Raw genomic sequence first — 17,313 nt, 5'->3', positions numbered from 1 at the left:
TCGCCTGCGGGTGTCGGTCGGTTCCATGCGCATTCTCGTCAAGCTGTTGGTCGTGTTGTTGATTCTGGCCGGGGCCGGCTGCGTCGGCCTCTACCTGGGCTATCGCCATTACGCGGCCGATCTGCCGGATTATCACCAGCTGGTGGACTACCAGCCGCCCACGGCCACGCGGGTGCAGGCCGGCGACGGCCGCTTGATCGCCGAGTTCGCGGCGGAGCGGCGGGTGTTCGTGCCCGTCAGCCTGATCCCCAAGCGCGTGCGCCAGGCCTTCGTCTCGGCGGAGGACCAGAACTTCTACCAGCACGGCGGCGTGGACTGGCTGGCCATCGCCCGCGCCATGGCGACCAACGTGGAGCGCGTGGGGCAGGACAAGCGCCCCATCGGCGCCAGCACCATCACCCAGCAGGTGACGCGCCTGTTCCTGCTGAACAACGAGGTCAGCTACGTCCGCAAGATCAAGGAGGCCATCCTCTCCTACCGGATCGAGGAGGCGCTGTCCAAGGACCGCATCCTTGAGCTGTACCTGAACGAGATTTTCCTGGGCAACCGCTCCTTCGGCGTGGCCGCCGCGGCCCTGAACTACTTCAACAAGTCGCTGGATGAGCTGACGGTGGATGAGGCGGCCTTCCTGGCCAGCCTGCCCAAGGCGCCGGACCGCTATTACCGCGACCGTTTCCATGACGCCGCCATCGCCCGCCGCAACTACGTGCTGGGCCGCATGGCGGAGGATGGCTACATCACCGCCGCCGAGGCCAAGGAGGCGCAAGGCCGGCAGCTGGTGTTCCGCGACCGCCATTCCGAGGGTCAGGTCGACGCCGACTATTTCGTGGAGGAGGTGCGGCGCGAGCTGCTGTCCGTCTACGGCGAGTCCAAGCTGTATGAGGGTGGTCTGTCCATCCGCACCACCCTCGATCCCAAGCTGCAGCAGGCGGCGGTGGAGGCCCTGCGCCATGGGCTGGAGGCGTTCGACCGCCGCAAGGGCTGGCGCGGTCCGGTGGCCCACCTGGACGGTCCCGCCAACTGGCAGGATCAGCTGGCCAAGGCCACCCTGCCGGCCGGGGGTGAGCGCTGGCAGCTGGCCGTGGTGCTGAAGGCGGATGGGGAGGACGCGTCCATCGGCCTGAAGGATGGCAGCCAGGGCAAGTTGCAGCCGGCCGACGTGCGCTGGGCCAAGCGCGCCAACGCGCTGACACCCGGCGACCTGATCATGGTCGACGCCGCGATGTCGGAGGCCAAGCCCGCCTCGAAGGGCCAGAAGGCGGAGGACGCGAAGCCCATCCCCGGCATCTACGCCTTGCGCCAGATTCCCGAGCTGCAGGGCGCCGTCGTGGCCATGGATCCGCGCACCGGCCGCGTATTGGCCATGAGCGGCGGCTTCAGCGCCCGCATCAGCGCCTTCAACCGCGCCACCCAGGCCAACCGCCAGCCCGGCTCCGCCTTCAAGCCCTTCGTCTATCTGGCGGCCCTGGACCGGGGCTTCACCCCCTCCAGCCTGGTGCTGGACGCGCCCTTCTCGCTGGAGCAGGGGGCGGGGCAGGAGAAGTGGCGGCCCAGCAACTACACCGACCAGTTCTACGGCCCCACGCCGCTGCGCGTGGGCATCGAGAAGTCACGCAACGTCATGACGGTGCGCCTGGCGCAGAACATCGGCATGCCGGCGGTGGTGAACGAGGCCAAGCTGTTCGGCATCAGCGACCATCTGGCGCCGGAACTATCCATGGCCCTGGGCGCCGGCGAGACCACGGTGCTGAAGCTGACCACCGCCTACGCCATGCTGGACAATGGCGGCAAGCGCATCACCCCCACCTTCGTCGACCGGGTGCAGGACGCCGCCGGCAAGACCATCTACCGCCACGACCAGCGGGCCTGCGATGGCTGCCAGCTGACGCCGGGCTCCGTCACCCCCACCGCTGACGTCGGCGCGGTGCCGGACGTGCCCGACACGCGCGAGCAGATCGAGGACCCGCGCACCGTCTACCAGATCGTCAACATCCTGCAGGGTGTGGTCGATCGCGGCACGGCGGCAGCGCTGCGCGTGCTGGGTAAGACCCTGGCCGGTAAGACCGGCACCACCAACGACAGCCAGGACGCCTGGTTCGTCGGCTTCTCCCCCGACCTGGTGTTCGGCGTTTTCACCGGGTACGACCAGCCGCGTTCCCTGGGCGACCATGAGACGGGCGCCTCGGTCGCCGTGCCCATCTTCAAGGAGTTCATGGAGACGGCGCTGGCCGACAAGCCCTCGCTGCCCTTCCGCGTGCCGCCCGGCGTGCGCCTGGTGCGCGTGAACCCCGAGACAGGCCGCCTGGCCGAGCCGGGCGACCGCAAGGCCATCTGGGAAGCCTTCATCCCCGGCACCGAGCCCAAGGGCGGCGAAGGCGTGCTGGACGGCGGCGACGGCGGCAGCGTCTGGGTGCAGGCGACGACGGCGGCGCAGCAGCAGAGCACCCAAATGGGGACGGGGACGGGGACGGTTTATTAATACCCGGTCCCATGTAGGTAAAAAGAAGCGGGCCGCCCTGGCGATGGGGCGGCCCGTTCCGTTTCAGACGCTGATTTACGCGGCCGGCTTCAGGCGGGCGGCGGCCTCGCTGCGCGACAGGTTGGGCTTCAGCTTCTGGCGGGCGTCCTCATAGGCCTGCCAGTCGGCCAGGTCGGGCAAGGCGGGGATGGTGATCAGCTCGCCCTGGTCCAGGCCGACGAGGGCGGCGTCCACCATCTCCTCCGCCGACATCACGATCTCCTGCGGCAGGTGCTCCACCGGCACGCCGGCCACGTCCCAGAACTCCGTCCGCGTGGCGCCGGGCAGCACGGCCTGGGCGCGCAGGCCCTTGCCTGCCAGTTCATGGTGCAGCGACTGGGTGAAGGCGACGACATAGGCCTTGGTGCCGCCGTAGGTGCCGTTCAGTAGCTCCGGCGCGATGCCGACGATGGAGGCGATGTTGATCACCAGGCCGCCACCGCGCTTCACCAGGCCAGGCACGGCGGCGTAGGTCAGGCGGGTCAGGGCGGTCACGTTCAGCTGGATCATGGCCTCCATGGCGTCCACGTCGGCGTCCAGCAGGGGGGCGGCGGCGCCGACGCCGGCGTTGTTGACCAGGGCGGTGATGCTGGCGGCCTCACGCAGCCGGGCCTCCACGGCGCGCAGGTCGGCGGCCCTGGTCAGGTCGGCGGCCAGCACCTCCACCGCGCGGCCCGTCTCGGCGGCCAGGCGCTGGGCGCGGTCCTGCAGGCGGGCGACGTTGCGCGCCACCAGGATCAGGTCATAGCCGCGACGGGCCAGCCGGTCGGCGTAGATGGCGCCGATACCGGAGGAGGCGCCGGTGACGACGGCGGTACCTTTGGGGGCGCTGCCTTTGGAGATGGGGGTTGTGCTCATGATCCGGTTCCCTTCGGGGTTGGCCACCGGCGGGGCGCCGGCGTTGACAAGGGGAAGATACCGGCGCAGGGTCTTGTCACGAATGTCATTGATGCCACTTTTCAGGACATATCGCCATCCCCACCCCCCGGAGGCCCTTCATGAGGCGTGTCGGCATCGTCGTCTTCCCCGGCTTCCAGATCCTGGATCTGGTGGTCGTCACCGTGTTCGAGGTGGCGAACATCATCGCCGGCCGGCCGGTCTATGATGTCCATCTGGTATCGGAGTTGGGGGGGATGGTGACCAGTTCCTCCGGTGTGGTGGTCCAGGCCCAGCCGCCGGGGGACCTTAGCTATGACACGCTCATGGTCGCTGGCGCCCTGGACTTGGCTGTGGTGCCCGCCAGCCTGGCGGTGTTCGTGCGTGGGGCCGCCCGCGCCGCCCGCCGCACGGCCAGCATTTGCACGGGCGCCGCCATCCTGGCCCGCGCCGGCTTGCTGGAGGGGCGGCGCGTCACGACGCACTGGCTGGTCGCCCGTGCCTTGCAACGGGAATTCCCCACCCTGCGCATGGAGGAAGACCGCATCTTCATCCAGGACGGTCCCATCTGGACGTCCGCCGGCATGACCGCCGGCATCGATCTGGCGCTGGCCCTGGTGGAGGAGGATCTGGGCGCCGACATCTCCCGCGCCGTGGCGCGCAAGATGGTGGTCTATCACCGCCGCCCGGGCGGACAGTCCCAATTCTCCGCCTTGCTGGAGCTGGAGCCCCGGTCCGACCGCATCCAGACGGTGGTGCGCTATGCCCGCGAGAACCTGAAAGAGGATCTGTCGGTGGAGCGGCTGGCGGAGGTGGCGCACCTCAGCCCCCGGCAGTTCAGCCGCGCCTTCCATGCCGAAACCGGGCAGTCCCCGGCCAAGGCAGTGGAGAACCTGCGGCTGGAGGCCGCCCGCGTGCTGATGGAGGAAGGGCACCACCCCATCGAGATCATCGTGCGCGAAACCGGCTTTGGCGACCGGGAACGCATGCGCCGTGCCTTCCTGCGGGCTTTCGGCCAGCCGCCCCAGGCCTTCCAACGGGCGGCGCGGCTCAGTGCCTGATTAAAATCTATTTTAATCGGCCTCGGATCGGGAGGGATATATACGGTGGAATATAACGAAATCCACGGGGATGCCCCATTATGATCCGTCACACGGCCTTCGGCGCTGTGGTGTCAAGTGTGCTTGCCTGCGTTGGCCTCGCCGGCGCGGCCCATGCCGACACCACCGACGCCATCAGCGATTATTTCAACACTTGGTACGCCCGCGTGGACCAGGCCCAGTCGACCCAGCCCAGTTGGGTGACGCCGCTGGTCACGGTGACCCCGCGGCTGGAGCAGGAATTCCGCTTCGATCAAACCAACCAGTACCAGGGCACCGGCGCCATGGTCCGCAATTACGGCGGCGGCAAGGGCCTGGAATTGATCCCCACCGCCACCACCGAGGTGGTGCTGAACATCCCGCCCTATCAGGTGCGCAGCAACGTCAAGCCGGTGCAGGGCTTTGGCGATGATCCCGTGCTGCTGGTGAAGCAGCGCCTGCTGTCCGCCAACGCCGATCAGGGCGACTACATCGCCACCGCCTTCTTAGGCTTCCAGGCGCCCACCGGCATCAAGGCCTTCACCAACGACGCCTGGCTGGTGACGCCCACGCTGGCCGCCGGCAAGGGCTTCGGCCGGTTTGATGTGCAGGGCACCGTGGGCGTGGCCATTCCCATGGCGCACGAGAGCACCATCGGCACGGCGGTGGCGACCAACGTCACTTTCCAATACCACCTGGACGACTATTTCTGGCCGGAGTTGGAGGTGAACGACACCTACTGGTCCGGCGGCCTGCGCGACGGCAAGAACCAGGTGCTGCTGACCCCCGGCATCATCTTCGGCCGCTTTCCGCTGGGCGGCCATTCCAAGGCCAACTTCGGTTTCGGATACCAGTTCGCCGTCTCGCCCAGCCTGCAGAGGGAGCCGGCGCTGACCCCGACCCTGGACCACGCCTGGGTCTTTACCGGCCGTGTCTCCTTCTAGCCGGCCCGGTCAGGCGGGGATGCTGAGGCCGTCCAACGTCTTGCGCAGGGCGGCCGCGCCGCCGTTGGCCGCCTCGAACGCGCGTTGGGCCTCGCGCCACAGCGCGGTACCGGCGCGCAAACGCTCGCGCCCCGCGTCGGTCAGGGTGATCTGATGACTGCGTCGGTCGGTGGGGCAGGGGGCGACCTGGATCAGGCCGTCCCGCTCCAGTGGCCGCAGGTTCTTGCCGGTGGTGGTGCGGTCCAGGTCCAGGCGCGCCGCCATTTCGTTCACCGTCAGCGCGCCCGCCGCCTCATACACCAAGGCAAGCATGGAGAACTGCGTCAGGCGCAGGCCCGTGGGCGCCAGCTTGGCGTCGTAGAAATTCGTCGCCCTGCGCGCCGCCCGCCGCAGGGCGCCGCAGTTGCAATGGGCGACGCCGTCGCGCTGTTGCTCGAAACTCATCCTGCTCTCCTTCAGGCCGCTCTCCTTCCTGCCCGTTCTATCAGGCGCTGGCGCATCGCGCCATATAGGAGTATATGCGCCTATATGAGAGTATATCCTCCTATTTCCAAATGGGGACGAGTCAGATGAGGACGAGAACGATGACCACCGACATCGGCACGACGCCGGCGGAGACCTTATCCGGGGCGGGGGAAGGCGCCCGGCTGGAACCCAAGCCGGTGCCACCCGCCCGGCACGCCCTGCTGCACGGGCCCATCGTGCCCACCATGCTGCGCCTGGCCCTGCCCACCATCATGGTGCTGGTCATCCAGACGGCCGTCGGCGTGGCGGAGACGTATTATGTCAGCGCGCTGGGCACGGACGCGCTGGTGGGGGCGGCCCTGGTCCTGCCGGTGTCCATGCTGATGACCATGGTCGCGGCGGGCGGTATCGGCGGCGGCGTCGCGGCGGCGGTGTCGCGCGCCATGGGGGCGGGGCGGGTGCGCGACGCCAATGCCCTGGTGTTTCACGCCCTGGTTCTGGCCGTCGCCTTCGGCCTGGTGTTCACCCTGGGCCTGGGGGTGGGCGGACCGGCGCTCTATCGCCTGCTGGGCGGTACCGGGGGCGCGTTGGCGGCCGCGCTGTCCTATTCTGGATGGCTGTTCGCCGGCGCCGTGCCGGTGTGGATCATCAACCTGATGTCGGCCGTGCTGCGCGGCATCGGCAATGTGCGGGTGCCGGCCCTGGTCACCCTGGTCGGGGCGGCGGTCATGATTCCGCTGTCGCCCTTCCTCATCTTCGGCATCGGACCGATCCACGGCTTCGGTGTCGCCGGCGCCGGCATGGCGGTCAGCGGCTATTACACCGTGGCGGCGGGCGTGCTGCTGGCCTACATGGCGCGCGGCCGTTCGGGCCTCACCCTGCGCCGGGTGCCGCTGGAGGGCCGGCTGTTCCGCGACATCCTGGGCGTGGGCGTCGTCTCGGCCCTCAGCGCCCTGCAACTGAACCTGATCACCCTGCTGGTGACGGGCGCCGTGGGCCGCTTCGGCACCGAGGCGCTGGCCGGCTTCGGCATGGGCTCCCGCCTTGACTATCTGCTGATCCCGCTGTTGTTCGGCCTGGGCACGGCGGTGCTGACCCTGGTGGGCACGGCGATGGGGGCGGGCGATCAAGCCCGGGCGCGCCGCGCCGCCTGGATCGGCGCCCTGATGGGGGCGGCGGTGACGGAGGCGATCGGCCTGGGCGTGGCGCTGTGGCCCTCCGCCTGGGTGGATCTGTTCAGCCATGATCCCGCCGTGTTGGCCCATGGTGCCCACTACCTGCGCACGGTGGGGCCGGTCTATGGCGCGGTGGGCCTGACCTTCATCCTGGGTTTCGCCTCGCAGGGGGGTGGCCGGCCGCTGTGGGCCTTCCTGGCCGGCACCGTGCGCCTGATCGTCGCGGCGGGGCTGGGGTGGTTGGCGGTGGGCCTGGGCGCCGGCCTGGGCACCCTGTTCGCGCTGGTGGCCGCCGCGTCCCTGGCGTCCGCCGTGCTCTGTGTCACCGCCGCCCTCACCGGCGCCATCTGGCGGCTGGGGCGGGAATAAATCCGTATGGTTGTATTAACTGTATATTGCAATCATTTAAGTTGACTCGTTGATTGTCTCGGGCCAGAAAAGTCGGGTAAGACGAAGAACCCGTGGCCTGACCACCCTGCCGCTTGGGAGGCGGCGCCATCCGCTGGACCCGCCCCCCGTCCGCAGGGACCGTCCTGTCTTTGACCATGTCCCGTGATGTCAGGCCCCGCCGTCCGGCGGGGCGACCGCACCCGCATGTCTTCCGTGAATCTTCAAAACAGCGGTCTTTCAAAACAGCGAGGAAAACGATGACGATCATCCAGCCCTATGGCGTTGCCATCACCCAGGCCATCGCGAGCGGCGATCTGGAGGAAATGAAGCGGGCCAAGGCCCTGGCCGAGGATCACGTCCAGCGCTACGGCGACATCCCGACGCTGCTGACGCATCTGAAGGCGGCCATCGCCAAGCTCGAGGCCGGCAAGACGCCCTGATCCCACGACGCGGATCAGGGCTTTTTCATATCCATAATTACCACTTATGAGGGATTTATCATGGCTCATATCCCCCTTTACGCCGTCGCCGCCACCCAGGCCATCGCCAAGGGTGACGTGGCGGAACTGAAGAACCTGCATGCCCAGGCCGAGAAGCATCTGCAGGAATACGGCGACGTGGCCACCGTGCTGCAACTGCTGAAGGTCGAAATCGCCAAGGCGGAAGCCGGCAAGCACTGACCGTGGGCATCCAATCTCGGATTTTTGGGAGGTAACCATGTCATCTGTTCACATCCTCTACGGTGGCGCCATCACCGAGGCCATCGCCAAGGGCGACCTGACGGAATTGAAGAAGCTGGCGGCCGAGGCCGAGGCGCATGTGCAGCAGTACGGGGACGTCCCCACCCTGCTGACGCACCTGAAGCTGGAGATCGCCAAGGCCGAGGCGGCCAAGCCCTGAGCCTGACCATGTCTTGAAGCCGGCCGGCGCCCCCGGGTGCCGGCCGCTTTCCCTTCCTTCAAGGACTCCGCCCATGGACACCAGCGCGACCGCCCTGCCGCCCCCGCAAGACGCCCCCGTCCGTTTCCGCCGGATGGAGGACCACCACAACCTGGTGCCGGTGCACGTGGTGTGGGAGATCACGCTGGCCTGCAACCTGAAGTGCCAGCACTGCGGTTCCCGCGCCGGCCGGCCGCGCGCCGATGAGCTGACGACGGCGGAGGCGCTGGATCTGGTGGACCAGCTGGCGGCCCTGGGCACGCGCGAGATGACCCTGATCGGCGGCGAAGCCTACCTGCGCCGCGACTGGATCGACATCGTGCGCCGCTGCCGCGACCACGGCATGCGCACCGCCATCCAGACCGGCGCCCGCAACCTGACCGACGCCCGGCTGGACCAGGCGGTGGCGGCCGGTTTGCAGGGGCTGGGCGTGTCCATTGACGGCCTGCCCGAACTGCACGACCGGGTGCGCGGCGTGCCTGGATCGTACGACCAGGCCATCAGCGCCCTGCGCCGGGCCAAGGCGCGCGGCCTGGATGTCTCGGTCAACACCCAGATCGGGCCGGAGACGCCGGCCCATCTGCCGGACCTGATGGACCGCATCATCGAGGCCGGCGCCACCCATTGGCAGATCCAGCTGACCGTGGCCATGGGCAATGCCGTCGACAACCCCGACCTGCTGCTGCAGCCCTATCAGCTGATCGACGTCATGCCCCTGCTGGCCCGCCTGTACCAGCAGGGGGTGGAGCGCGGCCTGCTGATGATCGTGGGCAACAACATCGGCTATTTCGGCCCGTATGAACGCATGTGGCGCGGCTATGGCGACGAGAGCATGCACTGGACCGGCTGCGCCGCCGGCCAGACCACCATCGGTATCGAGGCCGACGGCACCATCAAGGGCTGCCCCTCGCTGGCCACCTCGCTCTATTCCGCCGGCCATGTCCGCGACATGACGGTGGAGGACATCTGGCGCCATACCGAGCGCATCAGCTTCGGCCGCTTGCGCTCGGTGGACGAGATGTGGGGCTATTGCCGCACCTGCTATTACGCCGACGCCTGCCGCGCCGGCTGCACCTGGACCTCGGAATCGCTGTTGGGCCGCCGGGGCAACAACCCCTACTGCCATCATCGCGTGCTGGATCTGGCCAAGCACGGCCTGCGCGAGCGGGTGGTGAAGGTGAAGGAGGCGCCAGCGGAGAGCTTCGCCATCGGCGAATTCGCGCTGATCACCGAAGCCATCCCCGGCGTGGCGGACGCGCCACCCCTGCCGGCGCGCGACCCGGCCCAGGTGCACATCCACCCCCGCGACCGCGCGGCCGGCGGCGGCATCACCCCGCCGAGGCTGGAGGTCTGCCGGGGCTGCGACCAATACATCTGGCCGCATGAGGAAACCTGCCCGCACTGCGGCTGCGACGTCGCCGCCGAGGCTGCCCGCCACGCGGAGGACAGCGCCCGCCGCCGCGCCCTGATCGAACAGGCCAGGCGCTTCCTGGCGGGGATGCGGCAGGAAGCGCCAGCGGCGGAGTAGGCGGGCTTAAACCCCCGCCTGCAGGCCCTTCACGAACTCCGACAGGCCCACCTGGCGGCGGCGCACCAGGCGCTCGGCGGTCAGGATGGCGTGGGCCTTGGCGACGGAGCTGTCCACGTCGTTATTGATGATGACGTAGTCGTACTCGGCCCAGTGGCTCATCTCGTTGGCCGCCTTGCTCATGCGCTTGGCGATCTCCGCCTGGCTGTCCTGGGCGCGGCTGGTCAGGCGGCGTTCCAGTTCGCGCGCCGACGGCGGCAGGATGAAGATGCTGACCAGGTCGTCGCGGGCCTTTTCCTTCAGCTGCTGCGTGCCCTGCCAGTCGATGTCGAACAGCACGTCGCGGCCGCCGGCCAGGGCCTGTTCCACCGGCTCGCGCGGGGTGCCGTAGTAGTTGTCGAAGACCTTGGCGTATTCCAGCAGCTTGCCCTGGTTCACCATCAGGTCGAACTCGGTGAGGCTGGTGAAGTGGTAGTCCACGCCCGCCACCTCGCCCGGTCGCTTGGCGCGGGTGGTGGCGGAGACCGACATGGTCAGCTCGTGGTCCTGCTCCAGCAGGCGGCGGGCGATGGTGGTTTTGCCCGCGCCGGACGGCGAGGACAGCACCAGCATCAGGCCGCGGCGGTGCATGTAGGGAGGCAGGGCGGGGGACGGGGTGTCGGCGGTCATCTGGGGCGTGCTCATTCGATATTCTGGACCTGTTCGCGGAACTGCTCGATCGTGGCCTTCAGCGACAGGCCGATGCGGGTCAATTCCACGTCGGCGGACTTGGAACAGAGGGTGTTGGCCTCGCGATTGAACTCCTGACAGAGGAAGTCCAGGCGGCGGCCCACGGCGGCGCCCTCGGCCAGCATGTCGCGGGCCTGGGCGATGTGGGCGCGCAGGCGGTCCAGTTCCTCCCGCACGTCGGCCTTGGCGATCAGCAGCGCCGCCTCCTGCGCCAGGCGCTCCTCCGGCAGGGCCGGCACGGCCTCCAGCAGGGCCTGCACCTGGGTCTTCAGCTTGTCGCGCAGGGCGGCCGGTTGCAGCGTGGCGGTGTTGGCGGCGGCCTCGGTCAGGGACGCGATCTCATCCAGGTGGCCGGTCAGGACCGCGTGCAGCCGGGCACCCTCGGCGGCGCGGGCGGCGGCCAGGGCCAGGATGGCCTGGGTCACGGTCTTACCGATGGCGGCTTCCAGCTCGGCCCTATCCTCCGGCTGCTCCGTCTCGTCGCCCGTGTCGATCACACCGCGCACGGACAGCAGGGCGTCGATGCGGGGCGGGGCGGCGCCGGCACCCTCTATCTCCCGCGCCAGGTCCAGTACCTGGGCCAGCAACTCCCGGTTCAGGCGCAAGGGGGCGGTGGTGGCCGTGCGGTTGACGGTCAGATTGAGGGTGACGTTGCCGCGGCGGATCAGGCGGTTCACTTCCGCGCGGGCCAGGGCCTCGACGGCGTCGAAGCCGGAGGGCTGGCGGGTGCGCAGATCCAGCGCGCGGCCATTGACGCTTTTCACCTCGACGATCCATGAGGTGGCGCCGGCGGCCCCTTCCGCGCGGGCGAAGCCGGTCATGCTGGCGAGGGGGGAAGTCTTGCTCAAAGGGCGGGTCCCCAAGGAAAGGAGGAAGGCGACAGGGACGCAACCTACGCCGCGCTGCCGGCTGGACCGGCGGCGAGACATGCTGCATCGTCTTGAGGCTAGGGTTATAGCCCGTGGCGGCGGCGACAAACAAGCAAGGCCCTGGGGTGGGCCCGTTGCGGTAAGTGCGTGGCCCAATTGACGATGCGGGCTTCACCATGGGGATGACAGAGGGGGACGGGCGGTGCAGTCGCCGAACAGCATTCTGATCACCGGCGCGTCCAGCGGCATAGGGGAGGCCTTGGCCCTGGCCTATGCGACGGGGGGCCGCCAGCTGTGGCTGACCGGCCGCGATTCGAAGCGGCTGGAGGTGGTGGCCGGGGCCGCGCGCGCCAAGGGCGCCCGGGTGACGGCGGCCACCTTGGACGTGCTGGACCGGCAGGCCCTGGCCGACTGGATCGTGGCGGCCGACAATGGCGTGCCCATCGACCTCGCCATCGCCAACGCCGGCATCTCCGGCGGCACCGGGGGCGGGAATGCCGCCACCTCGGGCGAGACGGAGGAGCAGGCCCGCCGCATCCTGGCGGTGAACATCGAGGGCGTGCTGAACACCATCCACCCGCTGATCCCGCGCATGGTGGCGCGCAAGCGGGGGCAGCTGGCGCTGATGTCCTCGCTGGCCGCCTTTCGCGGCATGCCGGGGGCGCCCGCCTACTGCGCCTCCAAGGCGGCGGTGCGGTCGTATGGCGAGGGGCTGCGCGGCGAGCTGATGGGCAAGGGCGTGCAGGTCAATGTCATCTGCCCCGGCTTCGTGCGCAGCCGCATGACGGCGGTGAACAGCTTCCCCATGCCCTTCCTCATGGATGCGGACAAGGCCGCGCGCATCGTGGTGGGGGGGCTGGCGGCCAACCGGGCGCGCATCGCCTTCCCCTGGCCCACCTATGCCGTGTCGTGGCTGCTGGGCGTCCTGCCCCCGGGGTTGACCGACGCCCTGCTGGCCCAGGCGCCGCGCAAAGTCTAGAGGCGCAGCGCGGCCACCGCTTCCGCCAGCCGGTCCAGTTCCGCCTCCGTGGTCAGATAGCTGAGGGAGGCACGGGCGATTTCCGTCAGGCCGCGCGCCATCATGTCCAGCGGGGTATAGGGCACGCCGTTGGCGCCCAGGGTCAGTCCCTGGTCCGCCAGCCGGGCGCACACGGCCGAGCCCGCCAACCCCTCCACCGTGAACGACACCAGGCCGCTGCGGGTTTCAGGATCGCCGATGTCACGCACGGTGACGCCGGGGATGGCGTCCAACCGCCCGCGCAGGCCTTGCGCCAGCTGGTGGATACGGGCGCGGATGTGGTCGATGCCCAGTGCCAGGGCTTGCTCCAAGGCGTTGCCCAGGCCCAGCAGCAGGGCCACCGAGGCCTCCGACGACTCCAGGCGGCGGGCGTCGTCGCGGGGCGACACCAGCCCATGGTCGGCCCCCAAATGCGTGGCCCAGGGCGAGGACTGCACGTCCAGCCAGGCGGGCGTGACCCTGTCCAGGAAGTCGTGGCGGACATACAGCAGGGCGGTCCCCCGGGGACCCCGCAGATGCTTGCGGCCCGGCGCCTTCAGCATGTCGCAGCCCAGCGCCCGCACGTCCACCGGGATTTGCCCCACCACCTGGGCGGCGTCGATGACATAGGGCACGCCGGCGGCGCGGGCCACCCGGCCCACTGCCGCCGCGTCATTGACCAGACCGCCGTTGGCCGCCCCCCAGGTCAGGCTGACCAGGCGCACACGGTCGTCGATCAGGCCGGCCAGGGCGTCGGCATCCACCCGGCCATCCTCCAGGCTGGGGATCACCTCCACCCCGGCGCCGGCGCGGGCGGCCTTGTCGCGCAGGGTGGTCAGGTTGCCGCCCCATTCCTGGCGGCCCACCAAAACGCGATCACCCGCGCGCAAGGGCGGCAGGCTGGCGATGGCGGTGCCCCAGGCGGCAGAGCCGCCGGTGGCGAAGGCGATCTCCTCCGGGGCGGCGTTCAGCAGGGTTGCCGCCGCCGCGCGCGCCCGGGCCACGCCATCCGACGCCATCACCGCCGCCTCCATGGGGCCGACGCGGGCCTCCAGCTCCAGATGGGCGATGATGGCCGCCAGGGTCTGGCGCGAGGACAGGCTGGCGCCGGCGTGGTTGAAGTGCACGCGCGGGCCCGCGCAGCCGGGTGTGTCGGCGCGTAGCGTTGCGATCAGGGCGTCGGTCAGGAGGGGCATGGGGATCACTCCGCCAATTCGATGATGGCCTCAACCTCCACCGCCGCGCCACGCGGCAGGGCGGCGACGCCGACGGCGGATCGGGCGTGGCGCCCGGCGTCGCCGAACACCGCCACCATCAAGTCCGATGCGCCGTTGGCCACCAGCGGCTGCTGGGTGAAGTCCGGCGCGCTGGCGACGAAGACGGTCAGCTTGGCCACCTGGCGCACCTTCGCGAGATCGTCGCCCGCCGCCTTGGCGACGTGGGCGATGACGTTCAGCGCCGCGGCCTGGGCCGCCCGCACGCCCTCCTCCATCGGCACCTGATCCTCCAGCCGGCCCTTGGCGCCCGCCGGGTCGATCTGCCCCGCCACGAACAGCAAGGGGCCCACGCGGGTGGTGGAGACATAGTTGGCGGCGGGGCTGGAGGGCTGCGGCAGGGTCAGGCCCAAGGACTGGACCTTCCCGGCGATGGAGAGGGGCATGGCGACGGCGTTTCCTTCACTGCGGAATTCACACGGCGGAATTCAATGATGTGGGGCCAGAATGCCCGCCGCCAACGCCGCCGGCCAATTCAAAGGCGACGGGCGGGTGATCGATCTGGCTCATGGGTCCGCCGCGGGCTACAGTGCCGTCCCATGCGCCTATCCCCCATCCTGCCGCCCCTGCCTGCCCTGCGCGCTTTCGAGGCGGCCGGTCGCCTGCTGAGCTTTCGCCAGGCGGGGGAGGAGCTGCTGATCACCCAGAGCGCCGTCAGCCACCACATCCGCCAGTTGGAGGACAGCCTGGGCGTGGCCCTGTTCCTCCGCCACGCCCGGGGCGTGACCTTGACGGAGGACGGCGCCCGCTATCTGGCCGCGGTGCGCCAAGCCTTCGGCCTGATCGCGGAGGCCACGCGCGACGTGCGGGCCCAGGGCGCACGCCAGACGCTACGGGTCAGCATGGTCCCCTCCTTCGCCGCCAACTGGCTGGTGCCGCGCCTGGACCGCTTCGCCGCCGCCCACCCGGACGTCGACCTGATCCTGGACCCCACGCTGCGCAAGGTGGATGTGCCCAATGGCGAGGCCGACGTCGGCATCCGCTACGGCGCCGGGCCCCAGCCCGGTGACGGCCTGGCGGGGCGGCTGCTGCACGTGGATCGCTTGGCACCGGTGGCCGCACCCGCCCTGCTGCGGCGCGGTCCACCGCTCCAGGCGCCCGCTGACCTTCTCGCCCATCCGCTGCTGTTCACCATCCGCCCGTTGGAATGGCGGGTGTGGGCGCGGGCGGCGGACGTGGATTTGCAAGCGGCCCGCACGGTGCAGCTGACCGACTACAACATCGTGTTGCAGGCGGCGGTGGAGGGACAGGGCGTCGCCATGGGCCGGGCGCTGCTGGTGCAGGATCGCTTGCGGGCCGGCACGCTGGTGTCGCTGTTCCCGGAGGTGGTGGTGGAGACGCCCCAGGTGGCCCACTGGCTGGTCTGGGCGGCGGCGCGGGCGCCGACGCCGGCCATGACGGCGTTCATCGACTGGATCGTGGCGGCGGTGGCCGATGTCGCCGCGGCCGCCTCTGGCGGCCCGCTTGATGTCGCCCGGGCCGCCTCGGGCGGCCTGCTTGATGTCAGGGGAAACGGTCCCTAGACTGCGAAAATAAATCGTGGTGGTCCAGCGACGGTCTCGGGGTGCTCTGTTCACTGCCTTGGCGTCTTGGGGTGGGTTGGGGAACAGGCTCCTTGGCATTACATGCAGGTGTTCGACCGGATCGTGACGCGGGCGTGGGCATTGACGCGGCCAAGCTAACCACCCTGGAATGGGGGCGCTTCCTGGCCGCGACCGCGGTCGTCTTCGGCCATGCGGGTCCCAATGTCGATAAGCTGGCGGCGCCGGGCGTAGGGCCCGTGTTGGGCAGTTGGCCGGCGCCCGGTGCCCTGGGCGTGACCTATTTCTTCGTCCTGTCCGGCTTCGTCATGATGATGGCCCATGCCGGCGATTGGGGCGACATCGCCGCCGTGCCGCGCTTCTGGTGGCGGCGCCTTTGCCGAATTTATCCGGCCTACTGGCTGGCGCTGCTGATCCCGTTTTTCTTCCTTCATTCCCTGATCACGCCGGAAGCGGCCATACCGATGATCCTGCTGTCACCGGGGCATGATCGGGAGTTCATACCGGCGGCCTGGACCTTGCGGCATGAGCTGGTCTTCTATTTTTTCTTCGGCCTGGCCCTGATACCCAGGCTGGGACCCGCCATCCTGGCCGTTTGGGTATTCGCCACCTTCTGGCGCTGGATACCGTGGCCGGTTCTGGACATGCTGCATCTGCCGCGTTCGGTATGGCTTAGCCGCGTGGCCAATCCCTGGGGCATGCGGGCGATCAGCTATTTCAATTTCTATTTCATGGGCGGCTTGGCTGCCGGATGGGCCTTCGTGAAACTCCGTCCCGGGCGCCGGGCCAGTCTGATCTTGGCGATGCTGGGGGCCGCGTCGATCCTCGTGACGTTGCCCGACCTCGCCTGGGGCAACCAGTACGGTGTGCCGGTGATGTTCATGCGCATGGCGGCCCAGCTCGGGCTGCTGGTGCTGGGGCTGGCGGGACTGGAACGTCATGGCGTGCTGCGCGGGGGCCGGCTCGCCCGCCGGGCCGGCGCCTTGTCCTACCCGCTTTACGTCATTCACATGCCGCTGCTGCTGGCGCTGGAGATCACCTTGCCGAAACTCGCGCTGTCCGGACCGGCGTTGCTCGGGGCGCTGGTGGCGGTGCTGTCGCTGATCTACCTCAGCGCCTGGCTGATCACCGTGCTGTTCGACCAGCCGGTTCAGCGTCTTCTCCGCGCTTCCGAACAGTGGATCACGTCACGGCTGCCGGGATGGGCCGCCGTTCCTCAGTCCCGCGTGTAGCCCCACACCGCCGCCGGCGGGATGTTGGAGACGGCCCAGCCCAGGCGCTTGCCCGACAGGTGCAGCGCCTGGCGGCGCAGGGGGGAGCGCAGGGAATAGGTAAAGGACAGGAATTGCCGGCCCTTGGGCATGACGGCATAAGCCTCGTCCATGATCAGGCGTTGCGCCTCCGCCGGGATCAGGATCATGGGAATGCCGCAGACGATGGTTCCGACCTTGCCCACCCATTGCGGCGGCAGCAGGCTGCGCACGTCCTTCACATCACCCAGCAGCACGGTGACGCCGGGGAACTTGGCCGTCATGTAGGCGTGCAGTTCCTTGTCCCGCTCGATCACGAACAGGCGCGAGGCGGGGATGCCGGAGTCCAGCAGGGCCTTGGTGATGGCGCCGGTGCCGCCACCGTACTCCACCACGATCTCGTCCGCCTCACGCCGCACATGGCGGGCCATCAGACGGCCCAGCGACGGCGCCGACGGGGTGATGGAGGCGATGGAGACAGGGTTGGCGGCCCAGCGGCGGAAAAACAGCCAGGCGGGATTCTCATTGGCCGGGCTCTGCGCCCGGGGGGAATGGCCATGCGGATGGCAGCTCTTGGCGGAACCCCGGGCGGCGAATTTCTTGCCGTTCAAGGTCGTCTCGGCGCGGTCGGTCGGCATGGCTCAGGCGTTCCTCAGCATCGGCATTCCAGCGGCGGTGCGCCCAAACCGGGGCGTCAAGGCTCTGTTCAGGTCGGTACTCAGGGGCATCAGGCCCCCGA

At 69.3% G+C, this 17,313-nt stretch carries 18 protein-coding genes; 11 read left to right on the top strand and 7 right to left on the bottom strand.

All coding sequences use genetic code 11. The features are described from left to right. Positions 1 to 25 precede the first annotated feature (25 nt). Positions 26 to 2,479 (top strand): penicillin-binding protein 1A, encoded by a 2,454-nt coding sequence (locus tag UAJ10_RS26775; protein ID WP_322918397.1) that lies wholly within the window; start codon positions 26 to 28, stop codon positions 2,477 to 2,479. Positions 2,480 to 2,554: 75 nt separating this feature from the next. Here the strand turns inward: UAJ10_RS26775 and UAJ10_RS26770 are convergent, their stop codons facing one another. Beyond that, a complete protein-coding gene (locus tag UAJ10_RS26770) occupies positions 2,555 to 3,376 on the bottom strand; it encodes an SDR family NAD(P)-dependent oxidoreductase (protein WP_322918395.1) in 822 nt (273 codons plus the stop codon). Positions 3,377 to 3,516: 140 nt separating this feature from the next. Here UAJ10_RS26770 and UAJ10_RS26765 point away from each other — a divergent pair, with 140 nt between their 5' ends. Together UAJ10_RS26765 and UAJ10_RS26760 are read left to right on the top strand one after the other, a co-directional pair. Continuing rightward, entirely contained in the window at positions 3,517 to 4,455 is a 939-nt protein-coding gene (locus UAJ10_RS26765; RefSeq protein WP_322918394.1) for a GlxA family transcriptional regulator, read from the top strand. A 119-nt stretch (positions 4,456 to 4,574) separates the two neighbouring features. Then, entirely contained in the window at positions 4,575 to 5,417 is an 843-nt protein-coding gene (locus UAJ10_RS26760) for a hypothetical protein (RefSeq protein ID WP_322918393.1), read from the top strand. A 9-nt stretch (positions 5,418 to 5,426) separates the two neighbouring features. Here UAJ10_RS26760 and UAJ10_RS26755 read toward each other — a convergent pair whose 3' ends face one another. Beyond that, positions 5,427 to 5,861, bottom strand: a complete 435-nt coding sequence (locus UAJ10_RS26755; RefSeq protein ID WP_322918392.1) for a MarR family winged helix-turn-helix transcriptional regulator — start codon at positions 5,859 to 5,861, stop codon at positions 5,427 to 5,429. 140 nt (positions 5,862 to 6,001) lie between these two features. On the opposite strand from UAJ10_RS26755, the gene UAJ10_RS26750 reads away from it, so the two are divergent. From UAJ10_RS26750 to UAJ10_RS26730, 5 genes are all read left to right on the top strand, one after another. After that, a complete protein-coding gene (locus UAJ10_RS26750; protein WP_322918391.1) occupies positions 6,002 to 7,426 on the top strand; it encodes an MATE family efflux transporter in 1,425 nt (474 codons plus the stop codon). Positions 7,427 to 7,704: 278 nt separating this feature from the next. Beyond that, a complete protein-coding gene (locus UAJ10_RS26745; RefSeq protein WP_040847170.1) occupies positions 7,705 to 7,887 on the top strand; it encodes a DUF1843 domain-containing protein in 183 nt (60 codons plus the stop codon). A 60-nt stretch (positions 7,888 to 7,947) separates the two neighbouring features. Next, positions 7,948 to 8,127, top strand: a complete 180-nt coding sequence (locus UAJ10_RS26740) for a DUF1843 domain-containing protein (RefSeq protein ID WP_322918389.1) — start codon at positions 7,948 to 7,950, stop codon at positions 8,125 to 8,127. Positions 8,128 to 8,164: 37 nt separating this feature from the next. Then, the gene (locus UAJ10_RS26735; RefSeq protein ID WP_322918387.1) at positions 8,165 to 8,347 is read left to right on the top strand and encodes a DUF1843 domain-containing protein; all 183 of its coding nucleotides are present in this window, start codon (positions 8,165 to 8,167) and stop codon (positions 8,345 to 8,347) included. Between the two features lie 73 nt (positions 8,348 to 8,420). Continuing rightward, positions 8,421 to 9,914: a GDL motif peptide-associated radical SAM/SPASM maturase gene (locus UAJ10_RS26730; RefSeq protein ID WP_322918386.1), complete on the top strand. Its 1,494-nt coding sequence runs from the start codon at positions 8,421 to 8,423 to the stop codon at positions 9,912 to 9,914. Positions 9,915 to 9,920: 6 nt separating this feature from the next. Here UAJ10_RS26730 and gmk read toward each other — a convergent pair whose 3' ends face one another. Together gmk and UAJ10_RS26720 are read right to left on the bottom strand one after the other, a co-directional pair. Next, entirely contained in the window at positions 9,921 to 10,583 is a 663-nt protein-coding gene (gmk, locus tag UAJ10_RS26725) for a guanylate kinase (RefSeq protein ID WP_322919060.1), read from the bottom strand. An 11-nt stretch (positions 10,584 to 10,594) separates the two neighbouring features. Then, positions 10,595 to 11,464, bottom strand: coding sequence for a YicC/YloC family endoribonuclease (locus UAJ10_RS26720; protein WP_322919059.1), 870 nt, complete (start codon positions 11,462 to 11,464; stop codon positions 10,595 to 10,597). A 250-nt stretch (positions 11,465 to 11,714) separates the two neighbouring features. Here UAJ10_RS26720 and UAJ10_RS26715 point away from each other — a divergent pair, with 250 nt between their 5' ends. Then, a complete protein-coding gene (locus UAJ10_RS26715; RefSeq protein ID WP_322918385.1) occupies positions 11,715 to 12,491 on the top strand; it encodes an SDR family NAD(P)-dependent oxidoreductase in 777 nt (258 codons plus the stop codon). On the opposite strand, the gene UAJ10_RS26710 is transcribed toward UAJ10_RS26715, so the two are convergent. Beyond that, positions 12,488 to 13,705, bottom strand: a complete 1,218-nt coding sequence (locus tag UAJ10_RS26710) for an aminotransferase class V-fold PLP-dependent enzyme (RefSeq protein ID WP_322918384.1) — start codon at positions 13,703 to 13,705, stop codon at positions 12,488 to 12,490. The genes UAJ10_RS26715 and UAJ10_RS26710 overlap by 4 nt on opposite strands. 5 nt (positions 13,706 to 13,710) lie before the next feature. Continuing rightward, positions 13,711 to 14,169 carry a RidA family protein gene (locus UAJ10_RS26705; RefSeq protein WP_322918382.1) on the bottom strand — a complete coding sequence of 153 codons (459 nt, stop codon included), beginning with the start codon at positions 14,167 to 14,169 and terminating at the stop codon, positions 13,711 to 13,713. Between the two features lie 153 nt (positions 14,170 to 14,322). Here UAJ10_RS26705 and gcvA point away from each other — a divergent pair, with 153 nt between their 5' ends. Then, positions 14,323 to 15,306 (top strand): transcriptional regulator GcvA, encoded by a 984-nt coding sequence (gcvA, locus tag UAJ10_RS26700; RefSeq protein ID WP_322918381.1) that lies wholly within the window; start codon positions 14,323 to 14,325, stop codon positions 15,304 to 15,306. Positions 15,307 to 15,347: 41 nt separating this feature from the next. Continuing rightward, a complete protein-coding gene (locus UAJ10_RS26695) occupies positions 15,348 to 16,556 on the top strand; it encodes an acyltransferase family protein (RefSeq protein WP_322918380.1) in 1,209 nt (402 codons plus the stop codon). Here the strand turns inward: UAJ10_RS26695 and UAJ10_RS26690 are convergent. Beyond that, on the bottom strand, positions 16,541 to 17,212 hold the full coding sequence (locus UAJ10_RS26690) for a class I SAM-dependent methyltransferase (RefSeq protein WP_322918379.1): 672 nt from the start codon (positions 17,210 to 17,212) through the stop codon (positions 16,541 to 16,543). The genes UAJ10_RS26695 and UAJ10_RS26690 overlap by 16 nt on opposite strands. Positions 17,213 to 17,313: the final 101 nt, after the last annotated feature.

This window comes from Nitrospirillum guaranorum, from assembly GCF_034653275.1.
Taxonomy (GTDB): domain Bacteria; phylum Pseudomonadota; class Alphaproteobacteria; order Azospirillales; family Azospirillaceae; genus Nitrospirillum.
The sequence above is the reverse complement of the archived record's forward strand: the minus strand, read 5'-3'. Positions and strand labels throughout refer to the sequence as shown.